13 protein-coding genes are annotated in these 15,899 nt (G+C 70.5%); 4 read left to right on the forward strand and 9 right to left on the reverse strand.

Annotated elements, in window-relative coordinates; genetic code table 11:
• The first annotated feature begins 251 nt into the window (after positions 1 to 251).
• A complete protein-coding gene (locus AB0B76_RS40660) occupies positions 252 to 887 on the forward strand; it encodes a hypothetical protein (protein ID WP_360385776.1) in 636 nt (211 codons plus the stop codon).
• A 180-nt stretch (positions 888 to 1,067) separates the two neighbouring features.
• Here the strand turns inward: AB0B76_RS40660 and AB0B76_RS40665 are convergent, their stop codons facing one another.
• Positions 1,068 to 2,312: a tyrosine-type recombinase/integrase gene (locus tag AB0B76_RS40665; protein ID WP_360385778.1), complete on the reverse strand. Its 1,245-nt coding sequence runs from the start codon at positions 2,310 to 2,312 to the stop codon at positions 1,068 to 1,070.
• Between the two features lie 740 nt (positions 2,313 to 3,052).
• Between AB0B76_RS40665 and AB0B76_RS40670 the strand changes: the two genes are divergently transcribed.
• From AB0B76_RS40670 to AB0B76_RS40680, 3 genes are all read left to right on the forward strand, one after another.
• On the forward strand, positions 3,053 to 4,744 hold the full coding sequence (locus AB0B76_RS40670) for a hypothetical protein (RefSeq protein WP_360385780.1): 1,692 nt from the start codon (positions 3,053 to 3,055) through the stop codon (positions 4,742 to 4,744).
• 268 nt (positions 4,745 to 5,012) lie between these two features.
• Positions 5,013 to 5,219, forward strand: a complete 207-nt coding sequence (locus tag AB0B76_RS40675) for a hypothetical protein (RefSeq protein ID WP_360385782.1) — start codon at positions 5,013 to 5,015, stop codon at positions 5,217 to 5,219.
• Positions 5,216 to 5,911 carry a class I SAM-dependent methyltransferase gene (locus tag AB0B76_RS40680; protein WP_360385784.1) on the forward strand — a complete coding sequence of 232 codons (696 nt, stop codon included), beginning with the start codon at positions 5,216 to 5,218 and terminating at the stop codon, positions 5,909 to 5,911. The genes AB0B76_RS40675 and AB0B76_RS40680 overlap by 4 nt, the downstream gene beginning before the upstream one ends.
• A gap of 55 nt (positions 5,912 to 5,966) precedes the next feature.
• On the opposite strand, the gene clpB is transcribed toward AB0B76_RS40680, so the two are convergent.
• The 8 genes from clpB to AB0B76_RS40720 all read right to left on the reverse strand — a co-directional run bounded on the left by clpB (position 5,967) and on the right by AB0B76_RS40720 (position 15,863).
• Positions 5,967 to 8,606: an ATP-dependent chaperone ClpB gene (gene clpB / locus AB0B76_RS40685; RefSeq protein WP_360385786.1), complete on the reverse strand. Its 2,640-nt coding sequence runs from the start codon at positions 8,604 to 8,606 to the stop codon at positions 5,967 to 5,969.
• The gene (locus AB0B76_RS40690; protein ID WP_360385788.1) at positions 8,597 to 8,887 is read right to left on the reverse strand and encodes a chaperone modulator CbpM; all 291 of its coding nucleotides are present in this window, start codon (positions 8,885 to 8,887) and stop codon (positions 8,597 to 8,599) included. The genes clpB and AB0B76_RS40690 overlap by 10 nt, the downstream gene beginning before the upstream one ends.
• Positions 8,884 to 9,846, reverse strand: a complete 963-nt coding sequence (locus AB0B76_RS40695; protein ID WP_360385790.1) for a J domain-containing protein — start codon at positions 9,844 to 9,846, stop codon at positions 8,884 to 8,886. Before AB0B76_RS40695 ends, AB0B76_RS40690 begins: the two co-directional genes overlap by 4 nt.
• Positions 9,836 to 10,405, reverse strand: coding sequence for a nucleotide exchange factor GrpE (locus tag AB0B76_RS40700; RefSeq protein WP_360385792.1), 570 nt, complete (start codon positions 10,403 to 10,405; stop codon positions 9,836 to 9,838). Before AB0B76_RS40700 ends, AB0B76_RS40695 begins: the two co-directional genes overlap by 11 nt.
• A gap of 3 nt (positions 10,406 to 10,408) precedes the next feature.
• On the reverse strand, positions 10,409 to 12,304 hold the full coding sequence (gene dnaK, locus AB0B76_RS40705; RefSeq protein WP_360385794.1) for a molecular chaperone DnaK: 1,896 nt from the start codon (positions 12,302 to 12,304) through the stop codon (positions 10,409 to 10,411).
• Between the two features lie 186 nt (positions 12,305 to 12,490).
• Entirely contained in the window at positions 12,491 to 13,234 is a 744-nt protein-coding gene (locus AB0B76_RS40710) for an Hsp20/alpha crystallin family protein (protein ID WP_360385796.1), read from the reverse strand.
• A gap of 126 nt (positions 13,235 to 13,360) precedes the next feature.
• The gene (locus tag AB0B76_RS40715; protein WP_360385798.1) at positions 13,361 to 14,044 is read right to left on the reverse strand and encodes a BON domain-containing protein; all 684 of its coding nucleotides are present in this window, start codon (positions 14,042 to 14,044) and stop codon (positions 13,361 to 13,363) included.
• 154 nt (positions 14,045 to 14,198) lie between these two features.
• The gene (locus AB0B76_RS40720) at positions 14,199 to 15,863 is read right to left on the reverse strand and encodes an FAD-dependent oxidoreductase (protein WP_360385800.1); all 1,665 of its coding nucleotides are present in this window, start codon (positions 15,861 to 15,863) and stop codon (positions 14,199 to 14,201) included.
• Between the last annotated feature and the right edge of the window lie 36 nt (positions 15,864 to 15,899).

Below are 15,899 nucleotides of genomic sequence, written 5' to 3' on the forward strand. Positions count from 1 at the left end.
CCGGACGAGGGACGCCCCTGCGCGCCCCGATGGCAGCCTGTCATCGACGGATTACGGAACGCGTGCATCGGTCGGATGGTTGGAACCGGCCGGGCGTGCCATAGATGTATTGACGCTGATCTGTTAATGCCGGTTCCAAGAGGCGGCATTCCGGCGCCGGTGTTGCGGCTGTAATAGATCAACAGATATCTATCTTTGAAGTTACTTTTCACTTAGTCGCGGAAAATGGCATCTCTTCTGAGAAATTCGGCTTGATCAGCAGCTTCGCCTCGTTACGTTTTGCGAAACGGGTGGAACCGGCGGCGCCGGCCGGCCGTCAAACTGGGCGTCAGGACTCGCGATGGGAGCCGTACGCGATGAGGGTGACCGGCACGGCAGTGATGTGCGCGGCGTTGTTCGTGGTGCTCGCCGGGTGCGCGAAGGCCGGCAGCAATCCGGCCGAAGGAGCCTCGGGCGTGGTCAGCGGCAGCACTCGGGGCGGCTGGAGCGGTTCTCCCGGGTCTGGTGGTTCAGCGCCTGCGGTGCCGGCCCGTCCGGCGCCATCAGCAGCGACAGGTGCGCCGACCGGCGCCACCGGCTCGTGCGGCTCGGCGCGCGTGACGGTCAGCCCGGGTGCCGGTGCGGCTCCGGTCTGCCTGCGCGTCGGCGAACAACTCGTGCTCGACGCGCCGTCGTCGCCGACTCAGCCGTGGCAGCTCTTCACCAGCTCCGATACACAGACGGTGACCTGCGACAGCAGCCAACAGCCAAACGGCTCGGCCACCGCAACCTGCCGGGCGATACACCCGGGCGCGGCCACGATCAGCACCGGCACCGCACCGTTCGCCGGTGACCCGCACGGACCGCCGCAGCAGCAATGGCAGCTCACCGTCACCGTACCGAAATAGGCGGCGAAGCCGCGCCAACGCGCGCGAACGCGCCGATCGACCAAGGCCGCATATCGGACCCATCAGTGGGGCAGCGGCGGCGGCACGAACGGCCTACCTCCGTCGTCGATGCGGCTGACCTCACGCTGGACGCGGTGCTCCCGGGCGCGACGCCTGCGCGTGGAGTGCCGGCGGTTGATGTCATGCGGATCGTGTGGCTGGCCGATGTTGGCGGGGAACGATGGCGGCGGTGGCCTCGGCGGCCGCGTGTGCGACCTCTGGGAGGACGGCGCCGTAGAACTTGGCGGTGAAGTGGGGGCTGGCGTGGCGGAGCTGGTGGGAGATGACCCGCATTTCGACGCCGGCGGCGAGGCCCATGGTGGCTGCGCCGTGCCGGAGGTCGTGCAGTCGGATCGGTGGCAGGCCGGCCTGGGTGGCCAGGTGGTGGATGGTGATGGTGCCGGCTTCGAGGTCGGCGTCGTCCCAGCGCAGCCCGCAGGCTTCGCCGCGGCGCAGACCGGTGAAGGTGACCAGGTGGTAGAGGGCGTAGAGCCGGTCCTGAGCGTGGTGGGCGTGGTCGAGGAACCGTCCGGTCTGTGCAGGGGTCCAGATCATCACGGGGCTCGGAACCTTGCCGGTCTCGCGCCAGGTGGCGACGCGTTGGTCGGTCCACACGGTGGGTTTCGGTGGCTGTGCTGGTGGCAGTTCGACCATGCGGGCGGGGTTGATGTCGATGTAGCGGTAGCGGGTGATGGCGTCGTTGAGGGCTTTGCGGAGGGTGGCGTGGATGCGGTGCAGGGTGTTCACACCGACGGTGCGTTGGCCAAGGACCTGATCGCGGGTCGCCTGGTCGGGGCTGGCACGCAAGGTGCGGATGATGCTGTTGTGTTCCTCGATAAGTTCATACATGGCGTCGATGTGGCTCGGGCGGAGCCGGTCGATGCGCCGGTGGCCGAGGTGGGGGATCAGGTAGCGGCGGATGTGGGTTTCGTAGCCGCGGAGCGTGCCGTGTTTGATCTTCTTGCGGCTGCTGAGCCACTCGGTGAGATAGGCCTCGACGGTCGGGAGTTCGGTCGGGGTGATGTCCAGGTGCAGCCAGCGGCGCAGTTCGTCCGGGGTGGGGATCGGCGCGCCGGCGTTCACGGCGTTTTCGATGAGGTCGCCTGTCCTGGTGACGGTGTACTCGTCGGTCGGGTCCGGTACGGCGAGCGCGGCGCGGATCTGGTCGAGGATGGTGTTGGCGTCGGCTTGGGTGGGGTAGGCGCCGTGGCGGAGGACGCGGCGGGTGCCGTCGGCCCGCGGGGGGATATCGATCTGCCAGTGCCATTGGCCGTGGCTGCGCGACCACGCCCCGTCTGACCGGCGCAGCTGCGGGCAGCGTTGCCCGAGCCGCCGTCCTGACGTCTGGTCGCGGCAGCCGCAGCGTTTGAAGGTACTGCCTCTCACGGTTCGTCTCCTCGGCCGGTGTGTCCGCGTCGGCGCGGGCGTATGGAATCCGCTGGGTTGGGCGGTCGCTGCATCCACCCTCGATTCCGGAGCGGGATCAAGTCGCTGATGCGCCGCCCCTGGCCGCGGGGCGTCGCCGGGTGCGCACCGCCGGAGGAGGGGCACGACGAGAACGATGACGCGGGTGCCGGCCCTGATCAGCGGGACTGGAAAGGCGTCGGCCGCGGCAAGGCGGTAGGCCTGGGATCGGCTGATCCCGAGGACGATGCAGCCGTGGTGAGTGTGGTGATGACGCCGAGGGCGCGGACGCGCGCCGCGGTCCAGGTGCGGTCGGCGGCCGGCGCGTGCGTGATCGTGGGGGAGCGGTGTCGGTGGGTGGCCATCGTGGTATGTCTCCTCGTCACGAAGCGTTGAAGGCTGGCGAGATTGCGTTCCAGGTGCTACGCCAGCGGGCGACGCGCTGACCACCAGGCGATCGGACCGGCCGTGTGTCGCGATGCACTTAGGTCCGGGTCGGCCCGCGATGCGAATCGTCGAACTACGGATCAGACGGTTTGGGCTTAAGTCCCTTCGGGCTGACGTGGTGGCAAGGGCAAGCCAGCCCGTTCGTGGACCGGCTCGGGAGCCGCCGCCACGGCGGTCCGGCCGCCGCGCCGCCCAGGTCCGAAATGACCTATGGGGTATTGCGGGGAATCGCAGCGGCACGTCTACGGTGCCGCCGCCATCATTCTCGTACGTGTGTGCGAACGTATGGTCATGGTCATGGTCTCGGACGAGCTACGGGTGGAATGCCTCAACCCGCGGGAACGCCTGGCCGTCGCGCGGATTACCGCACGGTCGAAAACTGCACGCTGCACCGTGGCCAGACGCCGGTCGCGGCGCACACGGCGATCGGGGCCGACCTCGCGCCGTACCCGGCCGAACGGCGGCGGCTCGTCCTCGCGCACGCTGCCGCCGCATACGTCGGCGGCACCTACCCCTACGAGGTCGCGTGTGTGGGCTTGCTGGCAGACTGCGGCGCCGACCTCGACCTGGCCGTGCGTATCGCCCTCCACCGCACGACACTGCCAGGCAGCACCATCAGCGCCGAGCGGCGGCGTCGGCTGCTGTCGTTCCCGCCGGACACCGAGGGTGGGTCCGGGCAGGTCGACAGGGGCCGGGGCCGTCGCGTCGGCGGTGGCCGTGCGTACCGACCGGCCGCGAGGTTGTGCCGTGGGTGCTGCCGGTTCGTCGAGCTGGCGATGGTGCAGCAGGGTAGGGTCAGAGCCGTAACCGCTGGTCACGGGGTGATTTTGGTGCGGCCGCCGGTTGAGCCGATGCGCGCTGTCGCGGTCCGGGAGCTGCCCGCCGGCCTGGTGTATGCGCCGAAATGGGACGGGTTCCGGGCCCTGGCGTGGGTGCTCGAGGGCCGGGTCCTGGTTCAGTCCCGGCAGCTGCGGGACCTCACCGGCTACTTCCCGGAGATCCGCCGGCTGCTGCGTGGCCTGCCGGTCGGGACGGTCCTGGACGGCGAGCTGGTGATCTGGGCCGCTGACCGTGGCCGGACGAGCTTCACGGCGTTGCAGGGCCGGGTAACCGCCGGGCGCCGGCTGGCCCGCGAGGTGCGGGATCGGCCCGCCCACAACGTGGTGTTCGATCTGCTGCAGGACGACCGTGGTGAGCTGACCGCGCTGCCGTTACGGCAACGGCGGGCCCGGCTGGAGGCGCTCCTGGCCGCCGCGCCACCCCATCTGCAGCTGTGCCCGCAGACCACCAGCCTGGCCGAGGCGCAGACCTGCTCGCATGCGGGCTCGGTGACGAGGCGGCGCAGCGGCCGTGGCTGGCCGCGTGGGAACGGGTCGCGACCGCCCACCAGCCTCGCCCCGCAGGTGCCGAGCGAGTCCGGCAGGCCCGGCCACGCCTACTCGGCGTGCACGCCTCCCATCCAGATCCCCGACGCTTCCGGCGAGTTGCCGCCGTACGTGCCGCGCGACCTGGACGCGAACCTGCGCGCCGCGCTCACCGCCGCTGCCGCGCGGGGCGGGTTCGTGCTGCTGATGGGCGGGTCGTTGGTCGGCAAGACCAGAGCCCTGTACGAGGCGGTCCGGGCCGACTTCCCAGACGCCGGCTTCACCCAGGTCCTCGCCGCTGGCTCAGCCCTGATCCAAGGCTGGGAGCAAGCCTACGACTGCTACGGCAAAGCCGTCATCACCGCCGCCCTCGATGCCCGCGGGCCTGCTGCAGGCTCGCTCGTGCCGGGCGGTGATACGTCTGGCGCGTTCGGCGAGGACGCCGGCGCGGTCACGGAGCGGGCGTGGGGCGAGCGGGTCGCTCGCTTCCGCGGACCAGGCAGCCAGTCGTTGGCGTTGTTCGTCGATGTCCCGGTCGGTGTATGCGAGGTTCAGGCAGGCCGATCGGCATTGGGACTCGTCGGGTCCGTCGTCGGCTGGTAGTCCGGCTGCGAGTATGGTCTGCTGGCAGGCGGCGGTCGCGGTGCGCCATACGCAGGTCATGGTGTCCCCGTGGTGGATGTTCGCGTCGGCCTGGGTCAGGAGCCGCTCGATGTTGCGGACCCCGGTGACGACCCGGCCCGCGAAGTGGGCGCTTCGGGCGGTCCGCGCGCGGTATTCGTCGGCCGACGGACCGGACACGTGCTCACCGTCGGCGAGGAGCGCCGCGTCCTGTTCGGTCTGCTCCAGGATCAGCTCCAACCGTTCCACGGTGTACTTCCACCTCGAGGCTGACCCCGCTGTGCACGGCGAGCCGGTCATCGCCGAACCGGCCAAGTACGCCGAGCTTCGCCGGGCACCGCTGGACGCGCTGCCGAGGCCGCTGCTGTGGTACACCGAGATTGGGGTCGAGCTGTACCGCTCCGGGCGCGTGTACGCGGCGCTGGACTGGCCGGTCGGAAGCGACGGACCGCGGTGAACGGGCCGGCGGAACGGGCGTGGGACGCCGAGTACCGCGCCGGCCGGTACACCACCGACGCACCGGTGGCGTACCTCGACGACGTCATCGCCGCAGCGCGGACGGCCGGCGCAGGACACGGATTGGAGATCGGGTGCGGCAACGGCCGGCATCTGCTGCCCCTGCTCGACGCCGGGGTCGACATCACCGGTCTGGACATCTCCGCGGAGGCGATCGCCCAGCTGCGGGCGCGCCGCCCCGATCGGGCGACCCGGTTCGTCCACGGTGACCTGACCGTCCTGCCGCCCGAGCAACAATGGCCGTTGGTGGTGGGGATTCAGGTGTTCCAGCACGGCGACCGCCGCACCGCCCATGCTCATGTGCGTGCAGCACAGGATCGGGTGGCGGTCGGTGGGCTGCTGTGCGTGCGGGTCAACGCCGCCGGCACCGACGTCTGGCCCGACCACGACGTCACCGAACGCCACCCCGACGGCGGGTTCACCGTGCGGTACCTCGCCGGGCCGAAGACCGGCCTGGACATCCGCTTCTTCGGCGCGACCGAGCTGAGCCGGCTGTTCGCCAGGTGGACCCCGATCCTGCCCATGCGGGCAGACACGACCTGGCGGCAGCCGCCCGGCGTCGGCCAGTGGACGCAGTGGGAAGCGATCTGGCAACACCCCCACCAGCGCCCCGGATTGCAACGGGGGGGCTGAGGCGCGGTCGCATCAGATCGACGATCAGGGGTGGCAGCCCCTGTCGCGCCCTCTGTCAGGCGGCTGCGGCGGCGGTCGCCGGCTCCTGGCTCCAGGCCACGTCGATCCCGTTGCCGGGCGCGCGGTCGATGGTGATGGTCGCGCCGTCGAGGACGTCGCCGGTCAGCAGCGTACGGGCGATGCGGGTCTCGATCTCGCGTTGCAGGAACCGGCGCAGCGGGCGGGCGCCGAAGACCGGGTCGAATCCCGCCTCGGCGATGAAGCGCCGGGCCGCCTCGGTGACCTCGACGGTGATCCGCCGGTCGGCGAGGCGGTTGCGGAGGTCGTCGAGCAGCAGGTCGACGATCCGTTCGATCTCCGGCAAGGTCAGCGGCTTGAACAGCACCGTTTCGTCGATGCGGTTGAGGAACTCCGGGCGGAAGTGTTCGTGCAGGGCCGTCATGACCCCTGCGCGGGCCTGTTCGGTGAGCTGCCCGTCCGCCGTGACACCCTCGATAAGGTGCTGCGATCCGAGGTTGCTCGTCATGATGACGACCGTGTTGCGGAAGTCGACGGTGCGCCCTTGGGCGTCGGTCAGCCGTCCGTCGTCGAGCAGCTGCAGCAGCGTGTTGAACACGTCGGGGTGGGCCTTCTCGATCTCGTCGAGCAAAACGACCGAGTAGGGCTTGCGGCGCACCGCCTCGGTCAGCTGTCCGCCCTCCTCGTAACCGACGTAGCCGGGCGGCGCGCCGACGAGCCGGGACACGGTGTGCCGTTCCTGGTACTCGCTCATGTCGAGCCGGACCATGTTGTCCTCGGTGTCGAACAGCGCCGCAGCGAGGGTCTTGGCCAGCTCGGTCTTGCCGACGCCGGTGGGGCCCAGGAACAGGAACGAGCCGATCGGGCGGCGCGGGTCCTTGATACCGGAGCGGGCGCGGATGACGGCGTCGGCGACGAACTGGACGGCCTCGTCCTGACCGATGACCCGCTCGTGCAGGACATCCTCGAGGTGCAGCAGCTTGTCCCGTTCGCCCTCCAGCAGCCGGGCGACGGGGATGCCGGTCCAGCGCGCCACGATGCCGGCGATCTCGTCGGGCGTGACGACCTCGCGCAGCAGCCGGTGCCCGCCCTGCTTGGCGGTGAGCCGTTCCTCCTCGGCGCGCAGCCGCCGCTCCAGCTCCGGCAACTTGCCCAGGCGCAGCTCAGCGGCCCGGTCGAGGTCGTAGCCGCGTTCGGCCGCCTCCGCTTCCCGCCGGATCCGCTCGGTCTCCTCGCGCAGACTCTGCACCTTGCGGATCGCCTGGCGTTCGGCGTTCCACTGCGCGCGCATCGCGTCGACCTCGCCGCGCAGGTCGGCGATCTCCCGCCGGATTTGATCCAGCCGGGCGGTGCTGGCCGGGTCGTCCTCCTTGGACAGCGCGGCCTCCTCCATCTCCAGCCGCAGCAGGCGCCGGGCGGCCTCGTCGAGCTCGGCCGGCTGCGAGTCGATCTCGGTGCGCAGCATCGCGCAGGCCTCATCGACCAGGTCGATGGCCTTGTCCGGCAGGAACCGGTCGGCGATGTACCGGTGGGACAGCTGGACCGCGGCGATGAGCGCCCCGTCCTGGATGCGCACGCCGTGGAACACCTCGAGGCGCTCACGCAGCCCGCGGAGGATGGTGACCGCGTCGTCCGGGGTGGGCTCCTGCACCAGGATCGGCTGAACCCGGCGTTCGAACGCGGCGTCCTTCTCGATGTGCTTGCGGTACTCGTCGAGTGTGGTCGCCCCGATCATCCGCAGCTCGCCGCGGGCGAGCATCGGCTTGAGCATGTTGCCGGCGTCCATCGACCCCTCGGCGGCTCCGGCGCCCACCACTGTGTGCAGTTCGTCGACGAACAACAGAATCCGGCCCTGCGCGGCGGTCACCTCGGCGAGAACGGCCTTGAGCCGCTCCTCGAACTCGCCGCGGTACTTCGCCCCGGCCACCAGGGAGCCCATGTCCAGCGCGAAGATCGTCTTGTCGCGCAGCCCCTCCGGGACGTCGTTGTTGACGACCCGCTGGGCCAGGCCCTCGACGATCGCGGTCTTGCCGACCCCCGGGTCGCCGATGAGGACAGGGTTGTTCTTCGTCTTGCGCGACACGATCTGCACGACACGGCGGATCTCCTCGTCGCGGCCGATGACGGGGTCGAGCCGGCCGGCGCGGGCGTCGGCGACGAGGTCACGTCCGTACTTGGTGAGGGCCTCGTAGGCAGTCTCCGGGTTGGCGGAGGTGACCCGCTGCGCCCCGCGCACCTCGGTGAGCTGGGTGAGCAACCGCTCCCTGGTTACGCCGAAGTCGTGCAGGGCCCGGCCGGCATCGGTGGAGCTGCCCTCGTCGACGAGTGCCAGGAGGAGGTGTTCGACGGAGATGTACTCGTCCTTGAGGCGGCCGGCCTCGCGTTCGGCGGCGTCGAGGTCCGCGGCGAGCCGGCGGGTGACGCTCACCTGGCCGGGCTGGGCGCCGGGCCCGGTCACGCTCGGCCGGCGCCGCAGGTCGCGTTCGACGCGGTCGCGCAGCTGTTCGATGTCGACGCCCATGCCGGTGAGCAGCCGCACCGCGACACCGTCGGGCTGATCGAGCAGGCCGAGGAGCAGGTGCTCGCCGTCAACGTCGGTGTGGCCGTGCCGCATCGCTTTCGTCTGGGCGTCGTGCAGCGCCTGCTGGGACTTCTCGGTGAGTCGGTTCAGGTCCATGTCCGCCTCCTGAGTTGCGCCTCGAGTTCGTCGATGCGGGTGAGCAGGTCGAGCACGATGCCGACCGCCGCGTAGTTCAGCGGCAGGTCGGCGTGCAGCCGGCGGATCCGGGCAACCTGGCTGAGCTGCGTCTGGGCGAAGCAGCGGTTGCCGCGCTCGTCGATGTGCGGTTCCAGCAGGCCGAGCGCGACCAGCCGGGAGATCAGGTCCGGGTGCAGGCCGGCGGCGGCGGCGAACGCGTCCGTGGACAGGTAGGGGCGGCGCATCAAGGCGTATGTCATCGGTCACCTCGCGGGTTGTACGACGACACCGTCGCCAGTTCCTCGAACAGGCGCCGCTCGGCGTCGCTCAGCTTGGGGGGCACCATGATCTTGATTTCGGCGTAGAGGTCGCCGGGCGCGCCGCGCGGGTTCGGCAGGCCCCGGCCGCGCAGCCGGAGCCGCCGCCCCGACTGCGTGCCGGGCGGGACGTCGACCCGCAGGGTGCCGCCAGGCGTTTCGACCGGCACCGTGGCGCCCAGGGCCGCCTCCCACGGCGCCATCGGGATTTCCACCGTGATATCGCGGCCGCTGAGTTTGTACCGGGGGTGCGGCGCGATGTGCACCACCAGGTACAGGTCGCCGGACGGGCCGCCACGCGCGCCGCCGGAGCCCTGCCCTGCAAGCCGGATCCGCTGCCCCTCGGTGACCCCGGCCGGGATGGTGACCTCGTACTCGCGGGTGCGGCCGGCGGGGCCGCCGGGCAGCGTGATCCGGCGCGGGCCGCCGTGGTAGGCGTCTTCGACACTGATGGTGATCTCGGCCTCGGTGTCGGCGCCGGGCACCGGCCCACGTCCGAAACGGTCGCCGGCACCGCCCTGTCTTCCGCCGAAGATGCTGCCGAGCAGGTCTTCGATGTCGACTTCCTCGCCGATGCCGCCCCGACCGCCGAAGCCGGCGCCCTGACCGGGGAACCCGGCGCCAGCCGGCGCACGCTGCCGGGCCCCGGCGCGCTGCTCGACGTCGTCGGGCACCTGCCGCCACTGAGCGCCGAACCGGTCGTACTTGCGGCGGCTCTTCGGATCCGAGAGCACGTCGTAGGCCTCGGTGATGACCTTGAACCGGTCCTCGGCGCCCGGCTCCTTGTTGACGTCCGGATGGTTGCGGCGGGCCAGCGTGCGGTACGCGCGCTGGATCTCCTCCGCCGTCGCGGTCCGTGGGACGCCGAGGACCTCGTAGAAGTCGCGCCGCTCAGCCGCCATCGGATTCCCGATTCGTGTCCGACCCGTCGCCGACACTCCCGGCGCGGGCCACGGCTACGACGGCCGGGCGCAACAGCAGCGTGTCGCCGCCGTAACCCGGGCGGATGATCCGAACGATGGTGCCGGTCGGCACGCCCGGCTCCTCGACCGCCTCGGCCGCCTCGTGCCGGAGCGGATCGAAGGGCTCACCGACCGCGCCGACCGGGCCGAAGCCGAGGCGGGCCAGAACCTCCCCGGCCTGCTTCCGGACCTGCGCGACGCCCTGCACGATCGCCTCGGGGTCCGAACCGGCGTGGCGCAGCGCGAGATCCAGGTTGTCCAGCACGGGCAGCCACGCCGCGGCGACCCGCTGCCGCTCCGCGGCGACCCGCTCGGCGCACGTCCGCTCGGCTCGCTTGCGGGCATTGTCGGCGTCGGCGATCGCCCGTTGCGCCCAGTCCCGCACCTCGGCCAGCGCTTGATCCTCCGGCCGGGCCGCGCCCTCGGCATCGGGCCGCGGCGCCTGGCGCACCGGCTCATCGGCGGCGTTGTTGATCCCCTCGCCGTTCGGCTCGGCCATGGCTCACCCTCCGCTGAACTCCGCGTCGATGACGTCATCGGCCGCCGCCGACCCACCGGGCTGCCCAGCCTCCTGGCCCGCGGTCTGTCCTCCACCGGCCTGCTGCTGCGCGGCCGACTGCAACGCGAACATGATCTGCCGAAGGTCGTTGGTGAGGTTCTGCACCCGATCCATCGGCGCCTGCCCGTCGACGGCCTGCCGGGCTTCCTGCACGAGCATCCCGGCCCGGGCCCGCTCGTGTTCGGGGACCTGATCGCCGAGTTCGTCGAGGCGGCGCTGCACCTGGTGCGCGACGCTGTCGAGCTCGTTGCGGGCGTCAATCTCCTGACGTGCCTGCTGGTCCGCGGCGCGGTGCTGCTCGGCTTCGCGCACCATCCGCTCGACCTCGTCCTTGTCCAGCGTGCCGCTCTCGGTGATGGTGATCTTCTGCTCGGCGCCGGTGTCCTTGTCCTTCGCGGATACGTTGAGGATGCCGTTGGCGTCGATGTCGTAGGTGACCTCGATCTGTGGTTCGCCGCGCGGCGCGGGGCGGATGTTCTCCAGCCGCATCCGCCCGAGGACCCGGTTGTCGGCGGCCCGTTCCCGCTCGCCCTGCAGCACCACCACGTCGACGGCCGGCTGGTTGTCCTGTGCCGTGGTGAACGTCTCGGTGCGGCGGGTCGGGATCGTGGTGTTGCGCTCGATGACCGTCGTCATGAGGCCGCCGAGGGTCTCCACGCCCAGCGACAGCGGGGTGACGTCGAGCAGCACGACGTCGCGCACGTCGCCCTTGAGCACGCCGGCCTGGATCGCCGCACCTAGCGCGACGACCTCGTCCGGGTTCACCGTCATGTTGGGGTCCTTGCCGCCGGTGAGCCGGCGTACGAGGGCCTGCACGGCCGGCATGCGGGTCGCGCCGCCGACGAGGATGACCTCGTCGAGGTCGTCGGCCTTGACGCCGGCGTCGCTCATCGCCTGCCGCATCGGGCCGTTGGTGCGCTCCAGCAGGTCGTGGGTGAGCGCCTCGAACGTCGAGCGGGTGAGCGTCGTCGTGAGGTGCTTGGGACCAGCCGCGTCGGCGGTGATGAACGGCAGGTTCACCTGGGTCTGGGTCACCGACGACAGCTCGATCTTCGCCCGCTCGGCGGCCTCGGTGAGCCGCTGCAGCGCCTGCGGATCCTGGCGCAGGTCGATGCCCTGCTCCTTGCGGAACTCCTCGGCGAGGTGGTCGACCAGGCGGTGGTCGAAGTTGTCGCCGCCCAGGTGTGTGTCGCCGGCGGTCGCCCGCACCTCCACGACGCCGTCACCGACGTCGAGGATGCTCACGTCGAACGTGCCGCCACCCAAATCGAACACGAGGACCGTCTCGTGGCCCTTCTTGTCCAGGCCGTAGGCCAGCGCGGCCGCGGTCGGCTCGTTGATGATCCGCAACACCTCGAGGCCGGCGATCCGGCCGGCGTCCTTGGTCGCCTGCCGCTGGGCGTCGTTGAAGTACGCCGGGACGGTGATGACGGCCTCGGTGACCTTCTCCCCCAGGTACTTCGCCGCGTCGTCGGCGAGCTTGCGCAGGATCTGTGCGGAGACCTCCTCCGGCGAGACCTGCTTCCCTCGGATGTCGAACCGGGCCGTCCTGTCCGGCCCCGGTACCACGTCGTACGTGACCGTCCTGACCTCTTCGGTGATCTCGTCGAACTTCCGGCCGATGAACCGCTTCGCGGAGTACACGGTGCCCTTGGGGTTCAGCACCGACTGCCGCCGGGCGAGCTGACCGACCAGCCGCTCGCCGGTGTCGGTGTACGCGACGACCGACGGCGTGGTCCGGCTGCCCTCCGCATTCGGCATGACGGTCGGCTGGCCACCCTCGAACGCGGCGATCACCGAATTGGTCGTGCCGAGATCGATACCTACAGCTCTGGCCATGACCGGCTCCTTTCGGGGATACGGCTGATGCGTCGCCAACGGGTCCGTACGGCACCGACGGGCGCCTCGAACGTGCCCGGCCCGGCCCGTGAGCACCGCGGCCGCATGGCGTCGCGCCACGTCGACCGGGGTGCCCTCGCGCCGTGCTTGCACATCTTGGTCAGCACAATCCGCGGTACCGCCCGGTCAGCTCCGCTGGCCCGGGTTCTTCCCGCCTCGCGGCTGCGAATCGGACTGCTGGGCGCCGCGCTGCGCCGTCTGCTGCTGACCCGTGGCGGACTGGCCGGGCTGCTGACCGGTGCGCTGACCGCTCTGGCCCGTCGGCCGGCCGCTCTGCTGGCCCGTTTGCTGCTGGCCCAGCCGCTGCTGGCCCTGCTGGTCTCCCTGCGCCTGGATCTCGATCCGGCGCGGCTGCGCGTCGCTGGCCTTCGGGACCGTGACGGTGAGCACGCCGTTGCTGTAGGCAGCCTGCACCTGCTCGCTGTCGATGTCGCTAGGCAAGTCGATCATGTACTCGAACTCGCCGGTCTGCCGCCCCTGGCGACGCACGACGCCGCCGCGACCGCGCTCCTCGAACGCGCCGGAGATCCGCAGTTCCTCGCCGCGCATCTCGAGGCTGACGTCCTCCGGGTTCACGTTGGGCAGGTCGACATCGACGACATAGGCGTCCTCGGTCTCCTCCACATCGACCGGCGGCGACCAGCCGGCCGCTGCGCCGATCCCGGCATCGCCGCCGATGAGCGACTGGATGAGCTGACCGAACCTGGTGTTGAGCTCTTCGACCTCGCGGCGCGGATCCCAGCGGTACGCCGGCGAGCCAGCCATCAGCCCGCCGCGGCGCTGCCGGGACGAGAATGGTGCGAGTGTCATCGTGATCGGTTTCCCTTCCGGGCGCGAGTTCTGGCGTTTCCCCGACCGTTGTGCGGACACAGGTGAATCCACGTCCCTTGCCCCGGATGACGGCCGGGCCAGCGCTTCGACGAGTTTTGTCGGGCATCACCGCCTTAGCCGGGCCTGACGGGTCGCGGGCCACGACGGCGGATGCGGCGATTCACTTCACGGGGCGATGACGATGCGGTTCTCGACGGCGGTCACGCCCGGCGCCGACCAGGCGACCCGTTCGGCTTCCTCCCGCTCGGCCCACGACCGGACTTGACCGGTGAGCACAACCTTGTCGTTCGCCACGTCGACGTTCACGTGCTCGGCGTCGGTCTCGGCGCTGCGTACCAGTGCCTCCTCGATCCGCGTGCGCAGGTCTTTCGGTGACGGCAGCACCCGCGGACGCGGACGGACCGAGAGGAGATTGGTCACTCCGCGCACACCGGGCAGCTTGTCCACGGCGCGTTGCGCGGCCCTGCGCTGATGCTCCCATTCGACCTCGCCGCGCAGCGTGACCCAGCCTTTGGATACCGTCACCTCGACATGCTCGATCGGAATGAACGCATCCCATTCCAATGCGCGGACGGCAGACGCGGCGATCTCGGGGTCCGGCAGCTGCGCCGCGATCGGCAACCGGACCTCGATGTCGTCGGCGACCGCCTTCACCCCGCGGATCCGGTGCACCGCACGCTCGGCGGCCAACTTCTTCGGGTAGCTGTCGACCCATCCGGCCAATGTCACCACGCCGTCGTGTACCCCGACGGCTATGGCGTTGGGCTGCAGGCGGGAATCCCACCGTAGTTCCTCGGTCACGTCCCGCTCGATGTCAGCGTCGGCGCGCGTGAAGGTTGCGGTACTCATGTTTGCTCCTTCCGCCGGACCACGTTCAACCGTTCTTCGACCGGACCGGCGCGGGACCACCCGGTAGGAGTGACGTGGGCAGCAGCTCGCAACCGGCATCACGACAGCGAGAAGCGCAACCGCGGCCCTGCGGGGGTCGGAACGGCGCCGGCGACTACGTGAGGGTTGTCGCGGTGTCGTCGGCGGCGCGGCCTGTGTTCTGCAGGTACTTCCACACCAGCTGCACCGCCGCGGCGCCTTCGCCCATGGCCGAGGTGACCCGCTTGATCGACCCGCTGCGCACGTCACCGGCGGCGAACACGCCGGGCAGGCTCGTCTGCAGCAGAGGCCGTCCCTGCGGGCCCGGCTCGTCGCCGTCCGGGCCGGTGAGGATGAAGCCGTCCTCGTCGGTGGCGACCCGAGCCGGCAGCCAATCGGTGCACGGCTGCGCGCCGATGAAGACGAACAGCGAACGGGCGGGAATCTCCTGGCGCTGCCCGGTGCGATCGTCCTCGACCACGAGCCGCTCGAGTGTGTCGCCGCCCAGCAGCTCACGCACCTCCGTGCCGAGGTGCGTCGCAACGCCCGGTGTCGTCTCGATCCGATCCACCAGGTAGCGCGACATCGTCTCACCGAGGTCCCTGCGGGCCAGCAGGTGCACGACCCGCGTATACCTCGACAGGAACAGCGCCGCCTGGCCCGCCGAGTTCCCACCGCCCACGACCGCGACCGGGTCGTCGCGGCAGAACAATGCCTCCGAGAGGGTCGCCGCGTAGTACACGCTGCTCGCTTCGAACTCGTCGAACCCCGCAACGTCGAGCTTGCGGTACCGGGCACCGGTCGCGATCAGGACGGTCCGGGTCGTGACCTCACCGCCGTTGTCGAGTTTGACGACGTAGTTGCCATCCCGTTCCTGCAGCCCGCACGCTCGAGCCGGCACAGTGAACGTGGCTCCGAACTTCTCGGCCTGCACGACCGCCCGCTCGGCCAGTTCCCCGCCGGAGATCCCGGCCGGGAAGCCGGGATAGTTCTCGATCCGCGACGATCGGCCGGCCTGACCGCCGGTGGCGAACTCGTCGAGGGCAACCGTCACCAGCCCTTCCGACGCGCCGTAAACGGCGGCGGCGAGGCCTGCCGGGCCGGCCCCGACGACGGCGAGGTCGCACACGATGACGCCAGGTCGGGGTGCGGGCAGGCCCACCGCCTGGGCCAGCTCCGCATTGCTCGGGTTCCGCAGCACCTGCCCCGTCGGGCAGATCACCACCGGGGTCTGCTCCGGTCGCACGTGCAGCCCGCGCAGCAGCGTCTCGGCGTCCTGATCCTTCTCCAGGTCGACCCATTGGTAGGGAATACGGTTGCGAGCAGCGAACTCGCGCAGCCGCCGGTTGTCAGGCGAGAAACGGGATCCGATGATCCGCAACCCGGCGCCGCGGCCGATGAGCAGGGACCGGCGGATCAGGTACGCCTTCATGATCAGGTCACCCAGCGTGGAGTCCTGCGCGACAACGGCCTTGAGACGATCGACCGGCACCCTCAGGACGTCGCCGGGCTCGCGCACCTGCGAGGTGCAGAAGGCCGCCTGGCCGGTGATCAGGCTCAGCTCACTCAGAAAACGTCCGGGGCCGTGCACGCTGATGACCCGTTCGTCGCCGCCGAACCCCTCGACATCGGCCACCTTGCCGGCGAGCACGACGAAGAAGTCGTACTGCTCCTCGCCCTCCTGGATGAGTACCTCGCCGCTCTGTGTGTGGTGGCGTTGTCCCTCGGCGGCCAGGGCCTGGATGTGGGCGTCGTCCAAGCATGGGTACGCCCCGGAGCGGTCCGGCGTTTCGACCGGCATGTTCGAGTCACCCCCTGGAACCAGGAATGCGAGCTA

Source organism: Dactylosporangium sp. NPDC049140 (assembly GCF_040648435.1).

Coding starts and splice junctions, on each gene's coding strand:
- clpB (WP_360385786.1), bottom strand. CDS start 8,606: ATGGACCTGAACCGACTCACCGAGAAGTCCCAGCAGGCGCTGCACGAC.
- AB0B76_RS40690 (WP_360385788.1), bottom strand. CDS start 8,887: ATGACATACGCCTTGATGCGCCGCCCCTACCTGTCCACGGACGCGTTC.
- AB0B76_RS40695 (WP_360385790.1), bottom strand. CDS start 9,846: ATGGCGGCTGAGCGGCGCGACTTCTACGAGGTCCTCGGCGTCCCACGG.
- AB0B76_RS40700 (WP_360385792.1), bottom strand. CDS start 10,405: ATGGCCGAGCCGAACGGCGAGGGGATCAACAACGCCGCCGATGAGCCG.
- dnaK (WP_360385794.1), bottom strand. CDS start 12,304: ATGGCCAGAGCTGTAGGTATCGATCTCGGCACGACCAATTCGGTGATC.
- AB0B76_RS40715 (WP_360385798.1), bottom strand. CDS start 14,044: ATGAGTACCGCAACCTTCACGCGCGCCGACGCTGACATCGAGCGGGAC.
- AB0B76_RS40720 (WP_360385800.1), bottom strand. CDS start 15,863: ATGCCGGTCGAAACGCCGGACCGCTCCGGGGCGTACCCATGCTTGGAC.